The sequence below is a fragment of the Microbacterium gubbeenense DSM 15944 genome, assembly GCF_000422745.1.
Classification (GTDB): Bacteria; Actinomycetota; Actinomycetes; order Actinomycetales; family Microbacteriaceae; genus Microbacterium; species Microbacterium gubbeenense.
The window spans coordinates 1-22,833 of sequence record NZ_AUGQ01000019.1 but is presented as its reverse complement, the minus strand read 5'-3'; the positions used below and the strand labels follow the sequence as shown (position 1 = coordinate 22,833).

Genomic DNA, 22,833 nt, shown 5'->3' with positions numbered 1-22,833 from the left:
GATGATCCAGATCATGGGGATCGTCAATGCGACGCCCGATTCGTTCAGCGACGGCGGCGAGCACGACGAGCCGGACGCCGCGATCGCGCACGGCCGCACGCTCGCGGCATGCGGCGCGACGATCCTCGACGTCGGCGGCGAGTCCACGCGCCCCGGATCCGTGCCGGTCGGCATCGACGAGGAGCTGCGCCGCGCGCTGCCGGTCGTCGAGCACCTCGCCGCTGACGGATCCGTCGTGAGCATCGACACGTATCGCGCTGCCACCGCCGCGCGTGCGATCGAAGCCGGTGCGCGGATCGTGAACGACGTCTCCGGCGGTCTCGCCGACGACGACATGATGCGCGTCGTCGCCGATGCCGGGGTCGAGTTCCTGATCGGCCACTGGCGCGGTCCCTCCGCCGACATGTACGCGTTCGCCGAGTACGACGACGTCGGCGGCGAGGTCGCCCGCGAGCTCAGTCAGCGCGTCGACGCGGCGATCGCGGCCGGCATCGATCCGTCGAAGATCATCCTCGATCCGGGCGTCGGCTTCGCGAAGGCGGGCCCGCAGAACTGGAGCGTGCTCCGCGAGCTCGGCGCGGTGACAGATCTCGGCTTCCGCGTGCTCGTCGGCACCTCGCGCAAGGGATTCCTCTCGAGCGCGATCGGCGACGATGCCTCGCGCGATCGACGCGACCTCGCGACCGCCGTGACCAGCGTGCTTGCGCAGCGCGCCGGGGCCTGGGGCGTGCGGGTGCACGACGTCACCTCGACCCGCGACGCCCTCGCGGTGACCGACGCGTGGGACGGCGCATGAGCGACTCCATCGACCTCACCGGCCTTGCCGCCTACGGGTACCACGGCGTCTTCGACCACGAGAAGCGCGATGGCCAGGAGTTCCTGATCGACGTGAGCCTCGCGCTCGACACTGATCCGGCAGCCGCGAGCGACGACGTCGCCGACACGGTGCACTACGGCGAGCTCGCCGAGCGGATCGTCGCGATCGTCGAGGGCGATCCCGTCGACCTCATCGAGACGCTCGCGCACCGCATCCTCGCCGCCGTACTGACCGACGTACGGATCGCGTCCGCAGCCGTCACCGTCCATAAGCCCCACGCGCCGATCCCGCACCAGTTCGCCGACGTCTCGGTGACGGTTCGCCGCTCGAGAACGGCGGCGGGATGATCCGCGCCGTGGTCGCTCTCGGGGCGAATCTCGGCGACACCGCCGCGACCTTCGCCGAGGCCGTATCGGAGCTGCGCGACCTGCCGCTCACGACCGGCGTCGTCTGCTCCGAGCCGATCGAATCCGTCGCGATCACGCTCGACGGTCCGGATCCGTCCGCGCCCGGCTACCTCAACGCCGTCGCGCTCCTGACGACGCGGCTCGCGCCGAGCGTGCTCCTCGACGCGCTGAACGACATCGAGTCGCGACACGGGCGCGTGCGCGCCGAGCGCTGGGGCAGTCGCACCCTCGATCTCGACCTCATCGCGTACGGCGAGGTGGCGAGCGATGATCCGCGTCTGACGCTGCCGCACCCGCGCGCCCACGAGCGCGACTTCGTGCTGGGGCCGTGGGCGAGCGTGGATCCGGACGCGCGGCTCGCCGGCCACGGCCGAGTCGCCGACCTCGTCGAGCGCCTGCGCGAGGCGGCACGATGAAGCGCACCTCGACGGTGACCCTCGTCGTCTGCGCCGTCATCGGTGCGGTCGCCGGCCTCTTCCTCGATCTCGCCCGCACATCGGCGGGCCAACCCTCGTTCGTTCCGTCGCTCATGCTGCCGATCCTGCTCGTCCTGCTCGGCCTGGTGTGCCTCGCGTTCGCGCTGCCGATCCGACGCTCCGTGCGCGATCCGAAAGCACCGCGCGTCAGCCCGTTCCGCGCCGTGCGGATCGCGGCGCTCGCGAAGGCATCCAGCATGCTCGGCTGCCTCGTGGGCGGGTTCGCCCTGGGACTCATCGGCTTCGTTCTCACACGCCCGGTGGTCCCAGGGATAGGCTCGTGGCAGGAGGCGATCGCCACGGTGATCGGGGGAGTTACCCTCGTGATTCTTGCGCTCGTCGCCGAGCACATGTGCACCCTTCCGAAGGATCCCGATGAACGAGAGTCAGACGCCGCCTCCCCCGGAGCCGAACCCGAGTTCTGATCAGGAGGTTCCGCCCTCGCGGCGCGACCTGCGAGCCGAGCAGTCGCCCGTGCCGGATCGCCCCGCACCGCCGGCACCGCCGACTCCGCAGATCCCAGAGCGCCCTGATCCGCCCGCGCCGGCAAGGTCGGAGGCGCCCGAGGTAGCGAACGAGGCGCAGCCCCCGGTGCCGCCCGAGCCCGTCGCGGATCCGGAGTTTCCCCCGGCGCGCGAGCCCATCGCCGCGCCCGAGGTCCTCGACGACGGCACCTACACGAAGCTCCGCGAACCGCGCGGCGGCCTCGCGCTCGACGGCGCCTGGCACCAGATCTCGCCGAAATACGTCGTCTCCCAGCTCGTCCAGGAGATCGCACTGCTCGTCATCGTGGCGGTCGCGGCGACCGTCGTTGCGACGCTGACGGGCGAGTGGTGGCCGTGGCTCGCCGGCGGCGCGATCGTGGCCGTGACCGTCGTGAGCCTCATCATTCTGCCGCGGCAGGCGAAGGCGCTCGGCTACATGCTGCGCGGCGACGACATCGTCTTCCGCCGCGGCATCCTCTGGCAGCGCCTGATCGCCGTACCGTACGGACGCATGCAGCTGATCGACATCACGCACGGACCGCTCGATCGCCTCTTCGGCATCTCGAAGCTCAAGATGGTGACGGCGGCCGCGTCGACGGGCGTCGAGGTCCCCGGTCTCGCGACCCCCGCCGCCGAGGCGCTGCGCGACACCCTGATCGAGGTCGCGGAGACGCGGAGGACCGGGCTGTGACGACGCCCGAACCCCACGCGCACGGGCGGGTGGCGAAGCTGCTGCTCGACGGCGGATCCAGCAATCTCGCCGACGGCGAGTGGCATCGCCTGCACCCGCTCACGCCGCTGTTCAAGGGCGGCCTGGTGTTCATCGTCGTGCTGGGCATCGTGTTCGCGAACCTGCGCGACCGGCTGATCTACTTCGGGGTGCGCCTGTTCGCGCCGCACGAGATGTCGAGCGAGATCGAGATCGATTCCGACGACCCGGTGAGCCGTGGGCTCGACTGGGTAATGGCGAACAACCTCGTCTTCCTCGTGTTGCTGGGGCTGGTCGTGCTCGTCGCGATCGTTATCGTCTGCTACTGGCTCGTGTGGCGCTTTCAGCAGTTCCGCATCACCGGCGAGAACGTCGAGGTCAAGAAGGGCATCATCTTCCGTTCGCAGCGGCGGGCCCCGCTCGACCGTGTGCAGGGCGTGAACCTCACGCGGCCGTTCCCCGCGCGTCTCATCGGCATGGCGAAGCTGACGCTCGAGGGTGCCGGAACGGGCGCCGACGTGGCGCTCGAGTACCTCGCCACGAACAGGGCCGAGCAGGTGCGTGCCGACATCCTTCGGTTGGCCTCCGGCGTGCGGCAGGCGAAGGCCGAGGCGAACGCGCCCGCGGCGCACGCCCCTGAGGAGCGCGCGAGCGTTGCCGGCACCTTCAACCAGGGCGTGACGAACATCATCGACGGCGTCGACACCGACGATGTCGTGCCCGAGTCCGTCGTTCGCATCCCGATCGGACGACTCATCGCCTCCCAGGCGATCACCGGGCTCCTCTGGCTCCTGTTCTTCTTCGTCCTGATCATCGCCTTCGTGATCGTGCCGATCGCGATCTTCGAGGACGGCCCCGAGAAGTGGCTCGTGCTCGCGATCACGGCCGTCACGACCGGCATCCCGATGGTCATCGCGGTCGTCGCCATCGTGTGGAGCGCGCTCTCGAAGGGATTCCGGTTCTCGATCGCGCCGACCCCCGATGGGGTGCGCGTATCGAGCGGACTGCTCACCACCGTGACCCGAACGATTCCTCCGGGTCGCGTCCACGCCGTCGAGGTGACGCAGAGTCTGCTCTGGCGCCCGTTCGGCTGGTGGAGCGTGCGCATCAACCGCATGGGCGGTCAGAGCGCGTCGCAGCAGAGCTCGGGTCAGGCGGCGGCCGCGTCGATGATCCTGCCGGTCGGCACGCGTGCCGACGCTGAGCGGGTCGTCGGCCTCCTTCTGCCGGCCGCGCCCGAGGGCGACCGCTTGTTCGTCTGGGAGCACGGCATGGTCGGGCCGCAGGCTCAGGACCCGTTCACGGTGATCCCGAAGCGCGCGTACTTCTGGCATTGGCTGCAGCGCGGCCGGCTCGGCGTGCGCGTGACGAGCTTCGCGATGCTCGTGCGACGGGGGCGCCTCGGACGCCGCCTCGCGGTGTTCCCGCTCGCCCGCATTCAGGGTGTCTCGGTGTCGCAGGGGATCTTCGCCCGCGGGCAGCGTCTCGCCCACCTGCGGGCGCACACGGTGCCGGGCCCGGTGTCCGGCAACGTGACGTCGCTCGACGTCGACGACGTGCAGGAGATCGCCGACCTGCTGGCGCGCGGCTCGCTCGCCGCTGCCGAGCACGACAGCACCCACCGCTGGGCGTCGGTCTAGGGCGTGTCTCCCATATGGTTCGTGATTGACGCGCGATTCTGGATGGGTGACTTTGGTTCTGGACTCTCGTACTCGCCGGTTGACGGACGCGCAGTGGGCGTTGATCGCCCCGCTACTGCCGTCGAACACGGGGCGGCGCGGCCATCCGTTCGGTGATGATCGTCGCGTCGTTGACGGGATCATCTACCGGTTCCGGACCTCGACGCCGTGGCGTGATGTGCCGCGGGCGGAGTTCGGTCCCTGGCAGACGGTGTGGAAGCGGCATCGCCGCTATGCCGGCGATGGCACTTGGGACCGGGTGCTGCAGGCGCTGCTGTCGCAAGCGGATGCGGTCGGGCTGATTGATTGGGACGTCTCGGTGGATGCGACGATTGCGCGTGCGCACCAGCACGCGACGAACACCACGCGCCCTGACCAGGACACAGGGGGCGTTCTCGAATTACAAACATCTGCCGTGGGATGAGACCGAGCCGCCAGGTCACGGCATCGGCCGCTCCCGCGGCGGATTGACGACGAAGATCCACCATGTCGTCGATGGCCACGGACTGCCGTTGGCGATCGTGGTCACTGGCGGCCAACGCAACGACGGGGCGATGCTCGAGCACGTGCTCGGTGACATCCGCGTCCCCCGGATCGGGGGAGGACGGCCACGCACCAGGCCCGACGCTGTCTTGGGCGACAAGGCCTACGGCAGCGGAGTGAACAGGCGCATGCTCCGCGCCCGCGGGATCCGGGCCGTGATCCCCGAGAAGAGTGATCAGATCACCGTCCGCAAACACAAAGGCTCCAAGGGCGGCCGCAGGCCGGCGTTCGACGAAGACGCCTACAAAGACCGCAACGTCGTCGAGAGGTCTTTCGCACTGATCAAGCAGTGGCGCGGCATCGCGACCCGCTACGACAAACTCGCCATCACCTACAGAGCCGGAGCCGTCCTCCACGCCTGCCTCACCTGGGCGACCCTATTAGGAGACACGCCCTAGCGACTCCGGTGACGCGAACGGATCCGAATCCGCCCACGAGGATCCGTTAGCGTCACCGGACGCGCGACGCGCGCGGATTCCGCCATCGGCGCCGCGCGTGCGAACCTGGCTTCATGCAGCGCGAGGGACGACTGGGCGTCGGGATCATCGGTGCGGGCCGCGTCGGTCCCGTACTGGGAGCGGCGCTCGCCGGGGCGGGCCACCAGATCACCGGCATCACGAGCGGATCCGACGACGAACGCGCCGCGGCCGTGCTGCCGGGCGCGCCCGTTCTGGAGGCGCCCGAGGTGCTGCGACGCAGCGAGCTCGTGATCCTGGCGGTGCCGCGCGCCGAACTCGCCGCGACCATCCAGGGCTACGCCGATGCCGGCCTCATCCAGATGGGACAGCTGTTGCTGCACCCGGACGCCGCGCACGGGATCGACGTGCTGCGCCCCGCCGCCGAGAAGGGTGCTATCCCGCTCGCCGTGCACCCCGCCATGACGTTCACCGGAACGTCGATGGATCTGCGCCAGCTCGCCGCGACCTACGCGGCCGTGTCGGCGCCGGGCCCCGTGCTGCCGATCGCGCAGGCGCTCGCCGTCGAGCTCGGATGCGAGCCGGTCGTGATCGCCGAATCCGACCGGGCCGCCTACGCGGAGGCGATCGAGACGGCGGCGCAGTTCTCCCGCCAGATCGTGCGGCAGTCGACGGGCCTGCTCCGCGAGATCGGCATCGACAACCCCGGCGGATTCCTGTCGTCGCTCGTGCGGTCGACCGTCGATCGCGCGCTCGCCGAGGCAACGCCGGCGATCCCGGATCTGCCGCCCGATCTCGAGGGCTGAGGCCGGGCGTCGCCGGGCTCCGATCTCCCAGCGCGGGGCCAATAGACTGGGGGCGCTTTCGACCACCCCGAACGAGGATGACGCGCATGACTGATTCGCCCGAAACCGCCGCCGCACCCGAAGACGACGTCTTCGAGCAGAAGGCCGTGCGACTGGCGAAGCGCGACAAGCTGAACGCCGAGCGCACTTCGGCCGCGGGCGGTGCGTACCCCGTTTCGGTCCCGGTCACGACGACGATCCCCGCACTGCGCGCCGAGTACGGATCCCTCGAAGCGGGCGCCGAAACGGGCGTCACGGCGGGCGTCGCGGGCCGCATCGTGTTCAGCCGCAACACCGGAAAGCTCTGCTTCGCCTCGCTGCAGGCCGGCGACGGCACGCGCATCCAGGCGATGGTCTCGCTCGCCAAGGTCGGCGACGAGTCGCTCGCGGCGTGGAAAGACCTCATCGACCTCGGCGACCACGTGTTCGTCTCGGGCGAGGTCATCTCGAGCCGCCGCGGCGAGCTGTCGATCATGGTCGATCAGTGGCAGGTCGCTGCCAAGGCGCTCCTGCCCCTGCCGAACCTCCACTCCGAGCTCAGCGAAGAATCGCGGGTGCGCCACCGCTACCTCGACCTGATCGTGCGCGACCAGGCCCGCGAGACGGTCCGCGCGCGCTCGACCGTGATGAAGAGCCTGCGCCAGACGTTCGAAGACGACGACTTCCTCGAGGTCGAGACGCCGATGCTGCAGGTGCAGCCGGGCGGCGCCGCGGCGCGCCCGTTCATCACGCACTCGAACGCGTTCGACACCGAGCTGTTCATGCGCATCGCCCCCGAGCTGTACCTCAAGCGAGCGGTCGTGGGCGGCATCGATCGCGTCTTCGAGATCAACCGCAACTTCCGCAACGAGGGCTCCGACTCGACGCACAGCCCCGAGTTCGCGATGCTCGAGGCCTACGAGGCGTACAGCGACTACAACGGCATCGCCGACCTGACGCAGAAGCTCATCCAGCACGCCGCGATCGCCGTGCACGGATCCACCACCGTCACGTGGGCCGACGGAACCGAGCACGACCTCGGCGGCGAATGGACCCGCATCTCGATGTACCCGTCGCTCTCGGAGGCCGCGGGCGTCGAGGTGACGCCCGATACGTCGCAGGCAGACCTCGAGGCGCTGGCCGCCAAGAGCGGCGTCGAGGTGCCGCCGCACGCGACGCACGGGAAGCTCGTCGAGGAGCTCTGGGAGCACTTCGTCGGCGACCACCTCACCGAGCCCACGTTCGTCATGGACTTCCCGGTCGACACGAGCCCGCTCGTGCGCGAGCACCGTTCGATTCCGGGCGTCGTCGAGAAGTGGGATCTGTACCTCAATGGATACGAGCAGGCGACCGGATACTCCGAGCTCGTCGACCCCGTCATCCAGCGCGAGCGGTTCGCTCTGCAGGCCCAGCTCGCCGACAGCGGCGACGACGAGGCCATGCGGATCGACGAGGACTTCCTGCGTGCGCTCGAGCACGGCATGCCGCCGTCGGGCGGCATGGGCATGGGGATCGACCGCCTGATGATGAGCCTCACAGGTCTCGGCATCCGCGAGACGATCCTCTTCCCGCTCGTGAAGTAGGGCGAGCGGCGTCACACATTCGCGAGCATCCACGGGGGTGTCAGCGGTCGCCCGTTCGGGTCGAACGCCCAGCCGGGCAGCATGCCCGCGTCGGTCAGCTGCAGGATGAGCGCCGGGAACGTGGCATGGGGCGCCAGCTCGATGGCCCGGCCCGCGAACTCGGCCGCCAGCGATGAGCTGCCGAGCGCCCACGACAGCCATCCGCAGACGGCGAGGCACGCGCTGAGGTGACGATTCGGGGCGCGACCGGCGAGGGCGCGCACGAACTCGCGGGCGCCGCGCACGCGTTCGGGATCGGGGCGGGAACCGTCGCCGGCGAGCCGCACGGGAAAGTCGGGCTGATCGGTCTCGCCGTCGAGCCAGCTCTCCTGCCAGGCGAGCGTGCGGCGCGCCTCGGCGGCGTCGCCGACCCACTGGGTCAGCACGACGTCGCGCACGGCGGGACAGCTGAGGATCCATAGCCACATCGCCGCGCGCGCCGGCGGGACGTCGCCCGAACTGGCGACCGCGTGCGCGAACACGCCGTGCGGATCCGCCGCGAACGCCGCGAGCTCGCGATCGATGTCGGCGTCGTTCGCGACCGGCTGCGGGCGGCCGGGGCGCAGCCTCGTCAGCGCGTCGCCCGGCATTGCGTCGAGGGCGGTGACGCACCGGGCCACCTCTGCGCGGTCGGACGCGTCCGACCGCGGCACCTCAGCACCCGCCCGCGGGCCGTCGGCCGGCAGGTCCTCGCCGCAGTCGATCTCATCGAGCGGCCGCAACTGAGGATCCCGGTAGCTCGTCCAGCCGTCCGAACCGACGCACATTTCGCCCGTGACGCGGATGCCGATCGCCTCGGCGCGATCGATGACGGCGGTGACGAGCTGTTCGTATGCGACGCCAGAGCCATCGAGCGCCGATTCATCGGTGTACACGATGACGATGGCGTCGTCGACATCGGGCATCGGCCGCAGGCACCCGACCGCGACCGTCGCACAGCGGTCGATGTGGCCGGGGCCGGGGAGGTCGACGCGCAGCACGCCGTTGGTCGTCTGCCGCACGATGGGGATGAGCACGAGGCTTTCGCGCGGCCGGTAGCCGACCTGGAGCGGCACGGATTGTAGGAGGTGGACGGCGGATGAGTCTCTGATCTGAACGGGCATGCCACGATGTTTCGCCATCGCCGGCCCCAGGAATCGGTTATGCACAGGTTTTCTCGCGAGAACGCCGCTGTGAGCACGCTGACCCCCAGCCGATCCACACGACGCGGCGATAGGATGCGGGTGTGGACGGATATTGGGCAACTGCGCTGTGGTCGATCGCTCCGACGATCGTGATCACGGTGCTGTTCTTCTGGATCCTGCGCAGCGTATTGAGGTTCGACCGCGTCGAGCGTCGGGCATACGCGAAGGTCGAGGCCGAAGAGCGCATGAAGCGCGGCCTGCCCCCGCGCGGCGAATGACCCGCCGACAGATAGGCTGACCCCAGGCGGCTCAGTGCCGCGAAGGGAGACGCGTGGATCTGATCACATGGTCGACCGTTTGGGCCGCCATCGTCTTCATCGTCGACATGGTCATCCGTGTCACGGCGATTCTGTTCGTGCCGCCCGGTCGACGCCCCACAGCGGCCATGGCGTGGTTGCTCCTGATCTTCTTCCTGCCCGTTCCGGGCGTGCTCCTGTTCCTGCTGATCGGTTACCCGAGACTGCCGAAGAAGCGTCGCGACATCCAGACCGAGGTCAACGAGGTGCTGCGCGAGGCGAACCATCACCTCGAGCTCGGCTCGCTGCTGCCCGACCCGCCGAAGTGGTTCGACCAGATCGTGCAGATGAACCGCACGCTCGGCGCCCTGCCGCTGTCGGGCGACAACAGTGCGCGCATCATCTCGGACTACCAAGCCAGCATCGACGAGATGACCGAGGCGATCCGTTCGTCGACGACGTACGTGAATATTGAGTTCTACATCCTCAAGAGCGACGCGGCCACCGAGGGATTCTTCGTGGCGATGGAAGAAGCCATCGCGCGCGGCGTGCACGTGCGGGTGCTCATGGACCACTGGGCGAACCTGTCCAAGCCGCTTCACCGCCAGACGAAAGAGCGCCTGACGCGCATGGGCGCCGACTGGCACTTCCTGCTGCCGCTGAAGCCGCTGCACGGGAAGTTCCAGCGCCCGGATCTGCGCAATCACCGCAAGCTGCTCATCGTCGACGGCGAGGTCGCGTTCGTCGGATCGCAGAACCTCACGGATCCCTCCTACAACGTTCCGAGCAACATCCGCCGCGGCCTGAAGTGGATCGACCTCATGGTGCGCCTGGAGGGCCCGGTCGTGCGATCGGTCGACGCGGTCTTCCTCACCGACTACTACAGCGAGACGGGGGAGACCCCGGGCGAGATCGACCTCGTGACGCCGCTCGTGGGCACCGACGACTACGACTGCCAGGTCGTCCCGAGCGGCCCGGGGTTCGAGAGCGAGAACAACCTCCAGCTCTTCCTGAGCCTGCTGTACGCGGCCGAGCGCAAGGCCCACATGGTCAGCCCCTACTTCATTCCGGACGAGGCGCTCCTGCGCGCGATCGACGGCGCCACCAACCGCGGGGTCGAGGTCGAGCTGTTCGTGAGCGAGATCGGCGACCAGCCCCTCGTGTTCCACGCGCAGCGCAGCTACTACGAATCGCTCCTAGGTATGGGCGTGAAGATCTGGCTGTACCGCGCGCCGTACATCCTGCACACGAAGTCGCTGTCGATCGACGACGAGACCGCAGTGATCGGATCCAGCAACATGGACATGCGATCGTTCGGCCTGAACTTCGAGGTGTCGCTTCTCGTGCGCGGCGAGGAGTTCGTCACCGAGCTGCGCGAGGTCGAGGAGAGTTATCGGGCGAACAGCCGGCTGCTCACGATCGAGGAGTGGGAGAAGCAGCCGCTGAGGTCGCGCGCGCTCGACAACGTCGCGCGGCTCACGTCCGCTCTGCAGTGAGGCAACGGGTGCGTCAGGCGCTCACGGAATGGCCGTGCGGCGCGGCCACGAGCAGGCCGCCGCGATCGACGCGGCAGCGGATCCGCGCGGCGATGCCGTACTCGTCGCCGTCGAGTTCGACGGGCTGCGGGTGGGGCGACGCGGCCTCCGCCTCCGCGCCGACGAGATAGCGGATCGACTGGTTGCGCGTCTTCGCCACGATCTTGCGCCCGACGCGCGACTTGCGCAGCACCGAGTTGTCCCACCAGAGCTTCCGCCACACGCTGAGCCATCCGAGCGGACCGCGCGCTTGAATGAGGGCGACGTCGAGCAGCCCGTCGTCGATGCGGCCGTCGGGCACGAGGTCAATTCCGGCGGGCAGCGCACCGCAGTTCGCGAACAGCACGCTGTGCACCTTCGCCATCTGCAGGCTCATCCCGTCCATCTGGTAGGCGAGGCGGAACGACTTCGACCGCGGAAGCGATCGGGCCGCGCCATCGACGTACGCGACCCAGCCGAGCTGCTTCTTCATCCGCGGGTTCGTGTTCGCGATCATCTCGGCGTCTAGGCCCATACCGGCCATGACGACGAACGCGTGCGTCTCCTGCTCGCCTGATGGCCGCGTGATCTCGGCGATGCCGATGTCGACGGGCAGCACCGCGCCGTCGATCGCGGCCCGCACCATCCGGTCGGTGCCGTCGAGCGGCAGTCGCAGGTTGCGCGCGAGCAGGTTGCCGGTGCCGCTCGGAATGATCGCGAGTGGTACGCCGGATCCGTGCATCGCCTCGGAGACCGCGCGCACAGTCCCGTCGCCCCCCGCGACGAGGACGACGTTCGCGCCCTCCGCGAGCGCGCGTCGCGTCGCCTCCTGGCCCGGATCCTCGATCGTCGTCTCGAGGATGAGCGGCTCTCGCCAGCCGGCGCGCGCCGACTCGTTCGTGATGGCGGCGATGAGCTGAGCCGAGCTTCTGAGCTTGATGGGGTTGAACACGACCGCGGCGAACCGCGTGTGTTCCCGCTCGTCGCCCATACGACCACCATAGGGCCTCGGCGGCGCGGATAGACTTGTCGCGTGATCGATCCCGCTCTTCTCCGTGATGCCCCCGAGGCCGTCAAGCGCTCGCAGGTCGCGCGCGGCAACTCGCCCGATACTGTCGACGCTGCGATCGTGGCCGAGTCGTCGCGCCGCGAGTCGCTCGCGGCGTTCGAGCAGCTCCGCGCCGAGCAGAACGCGTTCGGGAAGACGGTCGCCAAGGCGCCCAAGGAGGACAAGCCCCGGCTCGTCGCCGAGGCGAAGGTGCTCGCGCAGAAGGTGAAGGACGCGGATCAGGCCGCCAAGGCCGCCGACGAGGCGTACCGCGCCGCGGCCGGCCGCGTCGAGAACATCGTGATCGAGGGCGTGCCCGCAGGCGGTGAGGAGAACTTCGTCACGCTGCGCGAGGTCGGCCAGATCCCCACGTTCGACTTCGAACCGCGCGACCACCTCGAGCTCGGCGAGATGCTCGGCGCGATCGACATGGAACGCGGCGCGAAGGTGTCGGGCGCACGGTTCTACTTCCTGAAGGGGGTCGGCGCGCGCCTCGAGCTCGCGCTGATGAACTACGCGCTGAACACCGCGCTCGAGAACGACTTCACCCCGATGATCACGCCGACGCTCGTGCGCCCCGAGATCATGGCGGGTACAGGCTTCCTCGGAGAGCACTCCGACGAGATCTACCACCTCGAAGACGACGATCTGTACCTCGTCGGCACGAGCGAGGTCGCGCTCGCCGGGTACCACGCCGATGAGATCCTCGACCTCGGCGAGAGCGGAACCATCAAGTACGCCGGATGGTCGACCTGCTACCGGCGCGAGGCCGGATCGCACGGCAAGGACACCCGCGGCATCATCCGCGTGCACCAGTTCAACAAGCTCGAGATGTTCGTGTACTGCGACCCCGCAGACGCCGAAGCTCAGCACGAGCGCCTCGTCGCCCTCGAGGAGCAGGTGCTCTCGTCGCTCGGCCTCGCGTACCGCGTGATCGACGTCGCCGCGGGCGACCTGGGCTCGAGCGCGGCGCGCAAGTTCGATACCGAGGCATGGGTGCCCACGCAGGGCGCGTACCGCGAGCTCACGTCGACGTCGAACTGCACGACCTACCAGGCGCGTCGCCTGGGGATCCGTCATCGCACCGACGGCGGCAGGACCCAGCCGGTCGCGACGCTGAACGGCACGCTGGCGACGACCCGCTGGCTCGTCGCGCTGCTGGAGACGCACCAGCGCGCCGACGGATCCGTCGTGGTCCCGGAGCCGCTGAGGCCGTACCTCGGCGGGCTCGAGGTGCTGGAGCCGCTGGCGTGACCAACCCCGCTATCGAGGCCGCAGAATCGACGGTCCGCCCCGAGGATCGTCGGCTCATCGCGCTCGACCTCGACGGCACGGTGCTGCTCGAGGACGACACGCTGAGCCCCGGCGTCGTGGACGCCGTCCGCTCGGCCGAATCGCTCGGCCACATCGTCACGATCGCCACGGGCCGCAGCTGGGAATCGGTGGGGTACGTGCTCGAGCAGCTCGGCCTCTCGCCGCGGCACATCGTCACGGCGAACGGCGCCACGATCATGACCCGCGACGACTTGGCGCCGAGCGGATACCGCCGCGACATCGTCGAGACGTTCGACGCGACCGATGTGCTCACGCACATCGAGCAGCACCTGCCCGATGGAAACTACCTGGTCGAGCTCGCAGACGGGTCGCGCCTGTTCAACAATCGCCTCGACGACTGGAACCTGCGCGGCCCGAACGCGCGCCAGGTCGACATCGAGGAGATGAAGGGCCACGAGGTCACGCGCGTCGTCGTGGTCTCGGACGACCACGGCGGCACGAGCTTCGCGGAATTCGTCGACAAGATGGGCCTGCAGCAGGTGTCGTACTCCGTCGGCTGGTCGGCCTGGCTCGACATCGCGCCGCAGGGCGTCGACAAGTCGACCGCCCTCGAGCACGTGCGCGAGCTCGAAGAGATCCCGCCCGGCAACGTCGTGGTGATGGGCGATGGGCGCAACGACATCCAGATGCTCGACTGGGCGCGCGAGTCCGGCGGCGAGGCTGTGGTGATGGGCCAGGCGCTGCCGGAGGTCGCCGTTCACGGATCCCGGATCACCGCGTCCGTCGAGCTCGGTGGCGTCGCACAGGCGCTTGACGAGATCGGCCTGACGGCGAGCTGAGCGCGATCATACGATCCTCCGTTAGAATCGGCGCGGTACGTGGGTTTCGCCCACGCCAGGAGAGTTGTCCGAGCGGCCGAAGGACCTGGTCTTGAAAACCAGTAAGCAGAAATGCTTCGTGGGTTCGAATCCCACACTCTCCGCCGCATAGCGAAGGGACCTGTGTGAGCAGTTCGTCGAGTCACCGCCCGCGCGGGCCTATCGCGCGCCACACGAAGCTGCGCTCGCCCGGTCTGATGCCGCGCATCCTCAAGGGGGCGGCGTTCGCATTGTCGGCGGTGCTCGTCGCCATCGTGGGCGTCGGCGCATACGCGTACAACGACTACTTCGGGTCGCTGAGGGAGAACGCCATCACCCTCGCAGGGCAGGACGTGAACGCCCCGGACGTCGACGTGCTGCCGAACGAGGACGTCAACATTCTGGTGACCGGCGTTGACAAGTGTGAGGAAGATTGGGCCGATCAGTTCGGCGATCGTTGTCCGCCCGCGCTGGTCGAAGCCCAGAAGAACTCCTACACGAGCCAGCTCAACGACGTGAACATGATTATTCACGTCTCGCCGGAGCCTCGACGCGTGACGGTCATCAGCGTTCCGCGAGACCTGCTCACCGATCGCCCGGCGTGCGAAGACTTCGACGGCAATCCGATGGGCGCCGCCACGGCGACCATGTTCAACCAGTCGTACAGCACGGGTGGCTTGGACTGCGTCGCGCGCACTGCGACCGAGCTCACGGGTCTCGAGATCGACCACGCCGCGCTCATGACATGGGGCGGCGTCATCGATATCACCAACGCGATCGGCGGCGTCGACGTCTGTTTGGCAGACCCGATCCCGTTCGACGCGGACACGGGCCTTGAGCTCGAGGCTGGCGAACACACCCTCGTCGGGTATGAGGCGCTCCAGTTCCTGCGCACGCGCAAGACGCTCGCGACCGGATCCGACCTGGATCGCATCGGCAATCAGCAGCTGTACATGGGTGCCCTCGTGCGCAAGCTCGTGAGCAACGAGACCTTCAGTGATGTTCCGGCGATGCTGCGCTTGGCGAACGCCGTGACGACGAACGCGCAGGTATCGACCGGGCTGACGGATCCGATGGCGATGGTGTCGATCGCGGGCGCCCTGCGGGGCATCCCGCTCGAGGACTACGCGTTCATCCAGTTCCCCGCTGCCGATTCGCCCGCCGACCACAACCGGCTGATCCCGGTGACGGAGTCGTGGGAGCTCATCGCTCAGGCGCTCGAGCAGAACCAGCCGATCCTCCTGGGCGAGGACGAGACCGAGGCCACCGAGACGCCGTCGCCGACGGATACGCCCGAGCCCACGATCGACCCGACCAAGGTCGCCCTGCCGGAATACCTGCGGGGATCGAACGCCGACGACGCGGGCGTGGGATGCGAGCCGGCCGAGGGCCTGTTCTGACACGCCGTTTCGACGTGACCGCCGCGAGCAGGTAACATTGCTCAACGTGCGTTCGCGCACATGGAGACGTGCCGGAGCGGCCGAACGGACTTCACTGCTAATGAAGGGTCGGGGTTAAACTCGACCGGGGGTTCAAATCCCCCCGTCTCCGCCAAAATTCACGTGGGCGCCTCGCTTTTCTGCGAGGCGCCCACGTCGTTTCTCTGTGCGGGCTGGCATCTTCGTTATGAGAGTGCCTGTATGCGCCCCGCGACATACGTGCCCCGGTACCGTGTCAGAAAGCGATGGGCGATTGCCTCTGGCTTCCACACGGTCGTCGAGTGGCGACCCGAAGAAGGATCGGGGTCGCGTATGTCGTCCGCCACAGTCGAACAGGCATCAACCCTCGGGCCCGTGCGTCAGACGTACGCACGCCGCGAAGACTTCCCACCGATCGCACGCGCGTACTCGCAGGTGTCGAACACCGTGCGAGAGACCGGCCTTTTGCACCGGACGCCGTGGTTCTACGCGCTCGTGGGCCTCGCGATCGCCGTCGGCTTCGGCGGCGCCGTGACCGGATTCATCCTGCTCGGTGACAGCTGGTTCCAGCTCCTCATCGCGGGCGCGCTCGGGATCCTGTTCACCCAGGTGGCGTTCCTCGCTCACGAGGCCGCGCACCGACAGATCCTGGCGACGGGACCCGCGAACGACCGCCTCGCGCGCGTGCTCGCGGCGTTCGTCGGCATGAGCTACGCGTGGTGGGACTCGAAGCACTCGAGGCACCACGCCAACCCGAACCGCGTCGGCAAGGATCCCGACATCGAGATCGACACGATCTCGTTCCTCGACGAGGACGCGGCCAAAGCGCGCGGACCGCTTCGCGCGATCACCCGCTACCAGGGCTGGCTGTTCTTCCCGCTGCTGACGCTCGAGGGCCTGAACCTGCATCGCCACAGCGTGGTGCACCTCGCCTCGCGCGGCCGCGTGAAGGGGCGCTGGGCAGAGATCTCGATGATCACGGTGCGCTTCGCGCTGCTGCTGACGCCGATCTTCCTGATGCTGCCGCTCGGCATGGCATTCGCCTTCCTGGGCGTCATGCTCGCCGTCTTCGGTGTCTACATGGGCGCGTCCTTCGCGCCGAACCACAAGGGCATGCCTGTGGTGGCTCCCGACGCGCGCCTCGACTTCTTCACGAAGCAGGTGCGCACCTCGCGCAACATCCGCGGCGGCTGGTGGGCGACGTGGCTCATGGGCGGGCTGAACTACCAGGTGGAGCACCACCTGTTCCCGAACATGGCGCGCCCGCACCTCGCCAAAACCCGCGAGATCGTTCGCGACTTCTGCGAGAGCAACGACGTGCCGTACACGGAGACGTCGATCGGCCGCTCGTACCTGATCGTCATCGAGTACCTGAACCGCGTGGGCCTCGCCGCTCGCGACCCGTTCGACTGCCCGATGGCTGCGCAGTACCGGCGCTGACGCGCGGGCGGATCCCGCCGGCGCACGTCGACACGCCCGGATGGCGCCTCGACTTGGCCCCGCCCCGAGATCCGCGTAATGTAATCCCTTGTCGCCGCCAAGCGGTGAGGTTGAGCTGAAAGGCTCCCACACCCCAGGTTGACGACACAATCCACATATCAGATGAATCGCTTCGGCTGATTCGGATGATGGCTTACGGATATGAAAGTGAAATCCTTAAACATTTCGCCTTCAGAATTCATTCAGCTTGGCTGAGTAAGTTTGTGGCTTGTCGCTGTGATCGGTTTGCCGGTCTGATGGCCTGGTTGCTTCGGTAGCTTCGGCGTGTCGGATTTGACAGTCGGAATCACGGTGATAAGATAGAGAAGTTGCCCCGGAGGGCTCAGCTTGGTTGCTGAGGGCTGGGAGCGTCTGATCCTTGAGAACTCAACAGCGTGCACTTGTCAAATGCCAATATGTCCTCGGGCTAGGTTTTCCTAGCTTTGAGAGATTCCTTTGGATCATTTGATGTCAGATGACATCACATTGGTCAGCATCAAACTCGCTGCTTACACGTTTTCCCGTGTGGGTATGCATTTTTTCTTTTTGGAGAGTTTGATCCTGGCTCAGGATGAACGCTGGCGGCGTGCTTAACACATGCAAGTCGAACGATGAAGCCCAGCTTGCTGGGTGGATTAGTGGCGAACGGGTGAGTAACACGTGAGCAACCTGCCCCGAACTTCGGGATAACAGTTGGAAACAGCTGCTAATACCGGATACGCACGAGAACCGCATGGTTACTCGTGGGAAAGATTTTTCGGTTCGGGAGGGGCTCGCGTCCTATCAGCTTGTTGGTGAGGTAGTGGCTCACCAAGGCGTCGACGGGTAGCCGGCCTGAGAGGGTGACCGGCCACACTGGGACTGAGACACGGCCCAGACTCCTACGGGAGGCAGCAGTGGGGAATATTGCACAATGGGCGCAAGCCTGATGCAGCAACGCCGCGTGAGGGACGACGGCCTTCGGGTTGTAAACCTCTTTTAGTTGGGAAGAAGCCTTCGGGTGACGGTACCTTCAGAAAAAGCACCGGCTAACTACGTGCCAGCAGCCGCGGTAATACGTAGGGTGCAAGCGTTATCCGGAATTATTGGGCGTAAAGAGCTCGTAGGCGGTTTGTCACGTCTGCTGTGAAAACTGGAGGCTCAACTTCCAGCTTGCAGTGGGTACGGGCAGACTTGAGTGCGGTAGGGGAGATTGGAATTCCTGGTGTAGCGGTGGAATGCGCAGATATCAGGAGGAACACCGATGGCGAAGGCAGATCTCTGGGCCGTAACTGACGCTGAGGAGCGAAAGAGTGGGGAGCAAACAGGCTTAGATACCCTGGTAGTCCACTCCGTAAACGTTGGGAACTAGTTGTGGGGGCCTTTCTACGGTCTCCGTGACGCAGCTAACGCATTAAGTTCCCCGCCTGGGGAGTACGGCCGCAAGGCTAAAACTCAAAGGAATTGACGGGGACCCGCACAAGCGGCGGAGCATGCGGATTAATTCGATGCAACGCGAAGAACCTTACCAAGGCTTGACATATACCGGAAACGGCTGGAAACAGTCGCCCCCTTGTGGTCGGTATACAGGTGGTGCATGGTTGTCGTCAGCTCGTGTCGTGAGATGTTGGGTTAAGTCCCGCAACGAGCGCAACCCTCGTTCTATGTTGCCAGCACGTTATGGTGGGAACTCATGGAATACTGCCGGGGTCAACTCGGAGGAAGGTGGGGATGACGTCAAATCATCATGCCCCTTATGTCTTGGGCTTCACGCATGCTACAATGGCCGGTACAATGGGCTGCGATACCGTGAGGTGGAGCGAATCCCAAAAAGCCGGTCCCAGTTCGGATTGTAGTCTGCAACTCGACTACATGAAGTCGGAGTCGCTAGTAATCGCAGATCAGCAACGCTGCGGTGAATACGTTCCCGGGTCTTGTACACACCGCCCGTCAAGTCATGAAAGTCGGTAACACCTGAAGCCGGTGGCCTAACCCCTTGTGGGAGGGAGCTGTCGAAGGTGGGATCGGTAATTAGGACTAAGTCGTAACAAGGTAGCCGTACCGGAAGGTGCGGCTGGATCACCTCCTTTCTAAGGAGCATCTGACACCCTTTGGGGTGTCCAGAAACCCAGTTAGTGGCCGAATGTGCTGCTCTGGGGCTCATGGGTAGAACTTTTGACAAGGCATCTCGTTGTGGGGATTTTCGCTAGTACGCCGGACCTTTGGTTTGGTGGGAACGTGGGGGTTGTCAGAGCGGGGTGCATGCACGTTGTTGGGTCCTGAAGGCTCAGCCGTCACGCTTTGTGCGTGGTAGCGAGGCTTCTTCCACCCCTTATCTGAGACGCGTTTGCGTGGAGGGTTGGGGTGTGGTCGTACTTTGAGAACTACACAGTGGACGCGAGCATCTTAAAGAAAGCGAACACAAACCTTTGTGGTTTGTGACTCATGTGATTTCAAGTCTTTAAGAGCAGACGGTGGATGCCTTGGCATCTGGAGCCGAAGAAGGACGTAGCAATCTGCGATAAGCCTTGGGGAGCCGATAAGCGGGCTGTGATCCGAGGATTTCCGAATGGGGAAACCCCGCCAGGCGCATTTATGTGTCCTGGTGACTCCCGCCTGAATATATAGGGCGGGTAGAGGGAACGTGGGGAAGTGAAACATCTCAGTACCCACAGGAAGAGAAAACAAAAGTGATTCCGTGAGTAGTGGCGAGCGAAAGCGGATGAGGCTAAACCGTGCGTGTGTTCAAGCCGGCAGGCGTTGCACGTGCGGGGTTGTGGGACCTACTTAGAGATTCTGCCGAGTCTCTGATCGTACAGAAGCGTATAGACGAACCTGTTTGAAAGCAGGACCAAAGAGAGTGCCAGTCTCGTAGTCGACATGCGTGTTCTGCGGTTGTAGGGATCCCAAGTAGCACGGGGCCCGTGAAATCCCGTGTGAATCTGTCAGGACCACCTGATAAGCCTAAATACTTCCAGATGACCGATAGCGGACAAGTACCGTGAGGGAAAGGTGAAAAGTACCCCGGGAGGGGAGTGAAATAGTACCTGAAACCGTCTGCTTACAAACCGTCGGAGCCTCCTTGTTGGGGTGACGGCGTGCCTTTTGAAGAATGAGCCTGCGAGTTAGTGATACGTGGCGAGGTTAACCCGAGTGGGGAAGCCGTAGCGAAAGCGAGTCTGAATAGGGCGATTTTAGTCGCGTGTCCTAGACCCGAAGCGAAGTGATCTATCCATGGCCAGGTTGAAGCACGTGTAAGAGCGTGTGGAGGACCGAACCCACTTAGGTTGAAAACTGAGGGGATGAGCTGTGGATAGGGGTGAAAGGCCAATCAAACTTCGTGATAGCTGGTTCTCTCCGAAATGCATTTAGGTGCAGCGTTGCGTGTTTCTTACTGGAGGTAGAGCTACTGGATGGCCGATGGGCCCCACAGGGTTACTGACGTCAGCCAAACTCCGAATGCCGGTAAGTGAGAGCGCAGCAGTGAGACGGTGGGGGATAAGCTTCATCGTCGAGAGGGAAACAACCCAGACCACCATCTAAGGTCCCTAAGCGCGTGCTAAGTGGGAAAGGATGTGGAGTTGCTTAGACAACCAGGAGGTTGGCTTAGAAGCAGCCACCCTTGAAAGAGTGCGTAATAGCTCACTGGTCAAGTGATTCCGCGCCGACAATGTAGCGGGGCTCAAGCACGCCACCGAAGTTGTGGCATTGACACATGCGATTCCCTTCGGGGCAGTCGTGTTGATGGGTAGGAGAGCGTCGTGTGGCGAGTGAAGCGGCGGAGTGATCCAGCCGTGGACGCCACACGAGTGAGAATGCAGGCATGAGTAGCGAATGACACGTGAGAAACGTGTCCTCCGAATGACCAAGGGTTCCAGGGTTAAGCTAATCTTCCCTGGGTAAGTCGGGACCTAAGGCGAGGCCGACAGGCGTAGTCGATGGATAACGGGTTGATATTCCCGTACCGGCGAAGAACCGTCCAAGCTAATCCAGTGGTGCTAAGTGCCTGAATCCATCCATCGGACCCTTCGGGGTTCACCGGGTGGCCTAGCGCACGACCCCATGCTGGTGCGGTTAACGTATTAACAGGTGTGACGCAGGAAGGTAGCCCAGCTGGCAGATGGTGTCCAGTGCAAGCGTGTAGGCCGACTCTTAGGCAAATCCGGGAGTCATGAAGGCTGAGACGTGATGCGTTTCAAGTGGGTGATCCTATGCTGCCAAGAAAAGCATCGACGTGAGGTTCTAGCCGCCCGTACCCCAAACCAACTCAGGTGGTCAGGTAGAGAATACCAAGGAGATCGAGATAATCGTGGTTAAGGAACTCGGCAAAATGGCCCCGTAACTTCGGGAGAAGGGGCGCCCACCACTTATAGCACCTTGCGTGTGAAGGGGTGTGTGGGCCGCAGAGACCAGTGGGGAACGACTGTTTACTAAAAACACAGGTCCGTGCGAAGTTGCAAGACGATGTATACGGACTGACGCCTGCCCGGTGCTGGAAGGTTAAGAGGAAGGGTTAACACTTCGGTGTGAAGCTCAGAATTTAAGCCCCAGTAAACGGCGGTGGTAACTATAACCATCCTAAGGTAGCGAAATTCCTTGTCGGGTAAGTTCCGACCTGCACGAATGGCGTAACGATTCCCCAACTGTCTCAACCACGAACTCGGCGAAATTGCAGTACGAGTAAAGATGCTCGTTTCGCGCAGCAGGACGGAAAGACCCCGTGACCTTTACTATAGCTTGGTATTGGTGTTCTGTATGGCTTGTGTAGGATAGGTGGGAGACTGTGAAGCGGCCACGCTAGTGGTTGTGGAGTCGTTGTTGAAATACCACTCTGGTCATTTGGGACATCTAACTTCGAACCGTGATCCGGTTCAGGGACAGTGCCTGGTGGGTAGTTTAACTGGGGCGGTTGCCTCCCAAAGAGTAACGGAGGCGCCCAAAGGTTCCCTCAACCTGGTTGGCAATCAGGTGGCGAGTGTAAGTGCACAAGGGAGCTTGACTGTGAGACTGACAGGTCGAGCAGGGACGAAAGTCGGGACTAGTGATCCGGCAGTGGCGTGTGGAAGCGCTGTCGCTCAACGGATAAAAGGTACCTCGGGGATAACAGGCTGATCTTGCCCAAGAGTCCATATCGACGGCATGGTTTGGCACCTCGATGTCGGCTCGTCGCATCCTGGGGCTGGAGTTGGTCCCAAGGGTTGGGCTGTTCGCCCATTAAAGCGGTACGCGAGCTGGGTTTAGAACGTCGTGAGACAGTTCGGTCCCTATCCGCTGCGCGCGTAGGAAGTTTGAGAGGATCTGACCCTAGTACGAGAGGACCGGGTTGGACGAACCTCTGGTGTGCCAGTTGTTCCGCCAGGAGCATGGCTGGTTGGCTACGTTCGGGATGGATAACCGCTGAAAGCATCTAAGCGGGAAGCCGGCCTCAAGATGAGACTTCCGTGGACTTCGGTCCGAGAGGCTCCCAGCAGACTACTGGGTTGATAGGCCAGATGTGGAAGCACAGTAATGTGTGTAGCTGACTGGTACTAATAAGCCGATGACTTGATAACACTTTCTTTCTAAGAGCTGTTCGCGTCCACTTTGTGGTTCCCAGGGTATGACCCTGTGGGATTGATATTTTAACAGTGTTGCTGTTGAAACCTATGTTTCACTGGCCGCATCGTCCCTTGAGTGGGGTGGGTGTGTGTTAGTGGTGTGAGTGTTTCGGTGGTTATAGCGAGAGGGAAACGCCCGGTTACATTCCGAACCCGGAAGCTAAGCTTCTCAGCGCCGATGGTACTGCAAGGGGGACTTTGTGGGAGAGTAGGACGCCGCCGAACTATTTTTGATGATGGAAGGGTCGCCCAGGGTTGGGCGACCCTT

17 protein-coding genes, 2 tRNA genes and 3 rRNA genes are annotated in these 22,833 nt (G+C 65.0%); 20 read left to right on the top strand and 2 right to left on the bottom strand.

Features of this window, described 5'->3' with window-relative positions; genetic code table 11:
- Window position 1: 1 nt before the first annotated feature.
- The 9 genes from folP (at window position 2) to lysS (ending at window position 7,939) form a co-directional block, all read left to right on the top strand.
- Entirely contained in the window at window positions 2–796 is a 795-nt protein-coding gene (gene folP / locus G510_RS0110640; RefSeq protein WP_029153615.1) for a dihydropteroate synthase, read from the top strand.
- Window positions 793–1,164, top strand: coding sequence for a dihydroneopterin aldolase (gene folB / locus G510_RS0110635; protein ID WP_029153614.1), 372 nt, complete (start codon window positions 793–795; stop codon window positions 1,162–1,164). The genes folP and folB overlap by 4 nt, the downstream gene beginning before the upstream one ends.
- On the top strand, window positions 1,161–1,640 hold the full coding sequence (folK, locus tag G510_RS16515; protein WP_036322891.1) for a 2-amino-4-hydroxy-6-hydroxymethyldihydropteridine diphosphokinase: 480 nt from the start codon (window positions 1,161–1,163) through the stop codon (window positions 1,638–1,640). Before folB ends, folK begins: the two co-directional genes overlap by 4 nt.
- Window positions 1,637–2,125, top strand: a complete 489-nt coding sequence (locus G510_RS0110625) for a DUF3180 domain-containing protein (RefSeq protein WP_029153613.1) — start codon at window positions 1,637–1,639, stop codon at window positions 2,123–2,125. Before folK ends, G510_RS0110625 begins: the two co-directional genes overlap by 4 nt.
- A gap of 217 nt (window positions 2,126–2,342) precedes the next feature.
- Window positions 2,343–2,876, top strand: a complete 534-nt coding sequence (locus tag G510_RS0110620) for a PH domain-containing protein (protein WP_029153612.1) — start codon at window positions 2,343–2,345, stop codon at window positions 2,874–2,876.
- Window positions 2,873–4,534, top strand: a complete 1,662-nt coding sequence (locus tag G510_RS16505) for a PH domain-containing protein (RefSeq protein WP_245563311.1) — start codon at window positions 2,873–2,875, stop codon at window positions 4,532–4,534. Before G510_RS0110620 ends, G510_RS16505 begins: the two co-directional genes overlap by 4 nt.
- Window positions 4,535–4,580: 46 nt before the next feature.
- Window positions 4,581–5,514, top strand: a protein-coding gene (locus G510_RS17970) for an IS5 family transposase (RefSeq protein WP_245563313.1) whose coding sequence is annotated in 2 segments (ribosomal slippage) — window positions 4,581–4,958 and window positions 4,960–5,514 — 933 coding nt in all. Because the reading frame shifts where the segments join, the coding sequence is not laid out codon by codon here.
- 113 nt (window positions 5,515–5,627) lie between these two features.
- Window positions 5,628–6,338 (top strand): DUF2520 domain-containing protein, encoded by a 711-nt coding sequence (locus tag G510_RS0110600; protein WP_029153609.1) that lies wholly within the window; start codon window positions 5,628–5,630, stop codon window positions 6,336–6,338.
- A gap of 86 nt (window positions 6,339–6,424) precedes the next feature.
- Complete coding sequence (gene lysS / locus G510_RS0110595) at window positions 6,425–7,939, top strand: lysine--tRNA ligase (RefSeq protein ID WP_029153608.1); 1,515 nt, start codon at window positions 6,425–6,427, stop codon at window positions 7,937–7,939.
- Window positions 7,940–7,950: 11 nt separating this feature from the next.
- Here the strand turns inward: lysS and G510_RS0110590 are convergent, their stop codons facing one another.
- Window positions 7,951–9,081 (bottom strand): DUF4192 family protein, encoded by a 1,131-nt coding sequence (locus tag G510_RS0110590; protein ID WP_029153607.1) that lies wholly within the window; start codon window positions 9,079–9,081, stop codon window positions 7,951–7,953.
- 122 nt (window positions 9,082–9,203) lie between these two features.
- Here G510_RS0110590 and G510_RS18565 point away from each other — a divergent pair, with 122 nt between their 5' ends.
- Both G510_RS18565 and cls read left to right on the top strand, forming a co-directional pair.
- Window positions 9,204–9,380 carry a hypothetical protein gene (locus G510_RS18565; protein ID WP_169562607.1) on the top strand — a complete coding sequence of 59 codons (177 nt, stop codon included), beginning with the start codon at window positions 9,204–9,206 and terminating at the stop codon, window positions 9,378–9,380.
- Window positions 9,381–9,433: 53 nt separating this feature from the next.
- Window positions 9,434–10,894: a cardiolipin synthase gene (gene cls, locus G510_RS0110580; RefSeq protein WP_029153606.1), complete on the top strand. Its 1,461-nt coding sequence runs from the start codon at window positions 9,434–9,436 to the stop codon at window positions 10,892–10,894.
- 13 nt (window positions 10,895–10,907) lie between these two features.
- Here the strand turns inward: cls and G510_RS0110575 are convergent, their stop codons facing one another.
- The gene (locus tag G510_RS0110575; protein ID WP_029153605.1) at window positions 10,908–11,903 is read right to left on the bottom strand and encodes a diacylglycerol/lipid kinase family protein; all 996 of its coding nucleotides are present in this window, start codon (window positions 11,901–11,903) and stop codon (window positions 10,908–10,910) included.
- Window positions 11,904–11,945: 42 nt separating this feature from the next.
- On the opposite strand from G510_RS0110575, the gene serS reads away from it, so the two are divergent.
- From serS to rrf, 9 genes are all read left to right on the top strand, one after another.
- Window positions 11,946–13,214, top strand: a complete 1,269-nt coding sequence (serS, locus tag G510_RS0110570; protein ID WP_029153604.1) for a serine--tRNA ligase — start codon at window positions 11,946–11,948, stop codon at window positions 13,212–13,214.
- Window positions 13,211–14,074 carry an HAD-IIB family hydrolase gene (locus tag G510_RS0110565; protein WP_245563310.1) on the top strand — a complete coding sequence of 288 codons (864 nt, stop codon included), beginning with the start codon at window positions 13,211–13,213 and terminating at the stop codon, window positions 14,072–14,074. The genes serS and G510_RS0110565 overlap by 4 nt, the downstream gene beginning before the upstream one ends.
- 58 nt (window positions 14,075–14,132) lie before the next feature.
- A tRNA-Ser gene (locus G510_RS0110560) sits at window positions 14,133–14,217 on the top strand.
- Window positions 14,218–14,238: 21 nt separating this feature from the next.
- Window positions 14,239–15,492: an LCP family protein gene (locus G510_RS16500; protein WP_157560552.1), complete on the top strand. Its 1,254-nt coding sequence runs from the start codon at window positions 14,239–14,241 to the stop codon at window positions 15,490–15,492.
- A 62-nt stretch (window positions 15,493–15,554) separates the two neighbouring features.
- A tRNA-Ser gene (locus G510_RS0110550) sits at window positions 15,555–15,646 on the top strand.
- 197 nt (window positions 15,647–15,843) lie between these two features.
- Window positions 15,844–16,950, top strand: a complete 1,107-nt coding sequence (locus tag G510_RS0110545; protein ID WP_029153602.1) for a fatty acid desaturase family protein — start codon at window positions 15,844–15,846, stop codon at window positions 16,948–16,950.
- Window positions 16,951–17,532: 582 nt separating this feature from the next.
- Window positions 17,533–19,058: ribosomal RNA gene (locus G510_RS0110540) — 16S ribosomal RNA — on the top strand.
- Between the two features lie 361 nt (window positions 19,059–19,419).
- Window positions 19,420–22,520, top strand: a 23S ribosomal RNA gene (locus G510_RS0110535).
- Window positions 22,521–22,673: 153 nt separating this feature from the next.
- Window positions 22,674–22,790 (top strand): 5S ribosomal RNA (gene rrf / locus G510_RS0110530).
- The 16S, 23S and 5S rRNA genes sit together here, the layout of an rRNA operon.
- Window positions 22,791–22,833 lie beyond the last annotated feature (43 nt).

Excerpts from the sequence above, each read along its gene's own strand:
- folP (WP_029153615.1), top strand. The coding sequence starts at position 2 with ATGATCCAGATCATGGGGATCGTCAATGCGACGCCCGATTCGTTCAGC.
- folB (WP_029153614.1), top strand. The coding sequence starts at position 793 with ATGAGCGACTCCATCGACCTCACCGGCCTTGCCGCCTACGGGTACCAC.
- folK (WP_036322891.1), top strand. The coding sequence starts at position 1,161 with ATGATCCGCGCCGTGGTCGCTCTCGGGGCGAATCTCGGCGACACCGCC.
- G510_RS0110625 (WP_029153613.1), top strand. The coding sequence starts at position 1,637 with ATGAAGCGCACCTCGACGGTGACCCTCGTCGTCTGCGCCGTCATCGGT.
- G510_RS0110600 (WP_029153609.1), top strand. The coding sequence starts at position 5,628 with ATGCAGCGCGAGGGACGACTGGGCGTCGGGATCATCGGTGCGGGCCGC.
- lysS (WP_029153608.1), top strand. The coding sequence starts at position 6,425 with ATGACTGATTCGCCCGAAACCGCCGCCGCACCCGAAGACGACGTCTTC.
- G510_RS0110590 (WP_029153607.1), bottom strand. The coding sequence starts at position 9,081 with ATGCCCGTTCAGATCAGAGACTCATCCGCCGTCCACCTCCTACAATCC.
- G510_RS0110575 (WP_029153605.1), bottom strand. The coding sequence starts at position 11,903 with ATGGGCGACGAGCGGGAACACACGCGGTTCGCCGCGGTCGTGTTCAAC.
- G510_RS0110545 (WP_029153602.1), top strand. The coding sequence starts at position 15,844 with ATGTCGTCCGCCACAGTCGAACAGGCATCAACCCTCGGGCCCGTGCGT.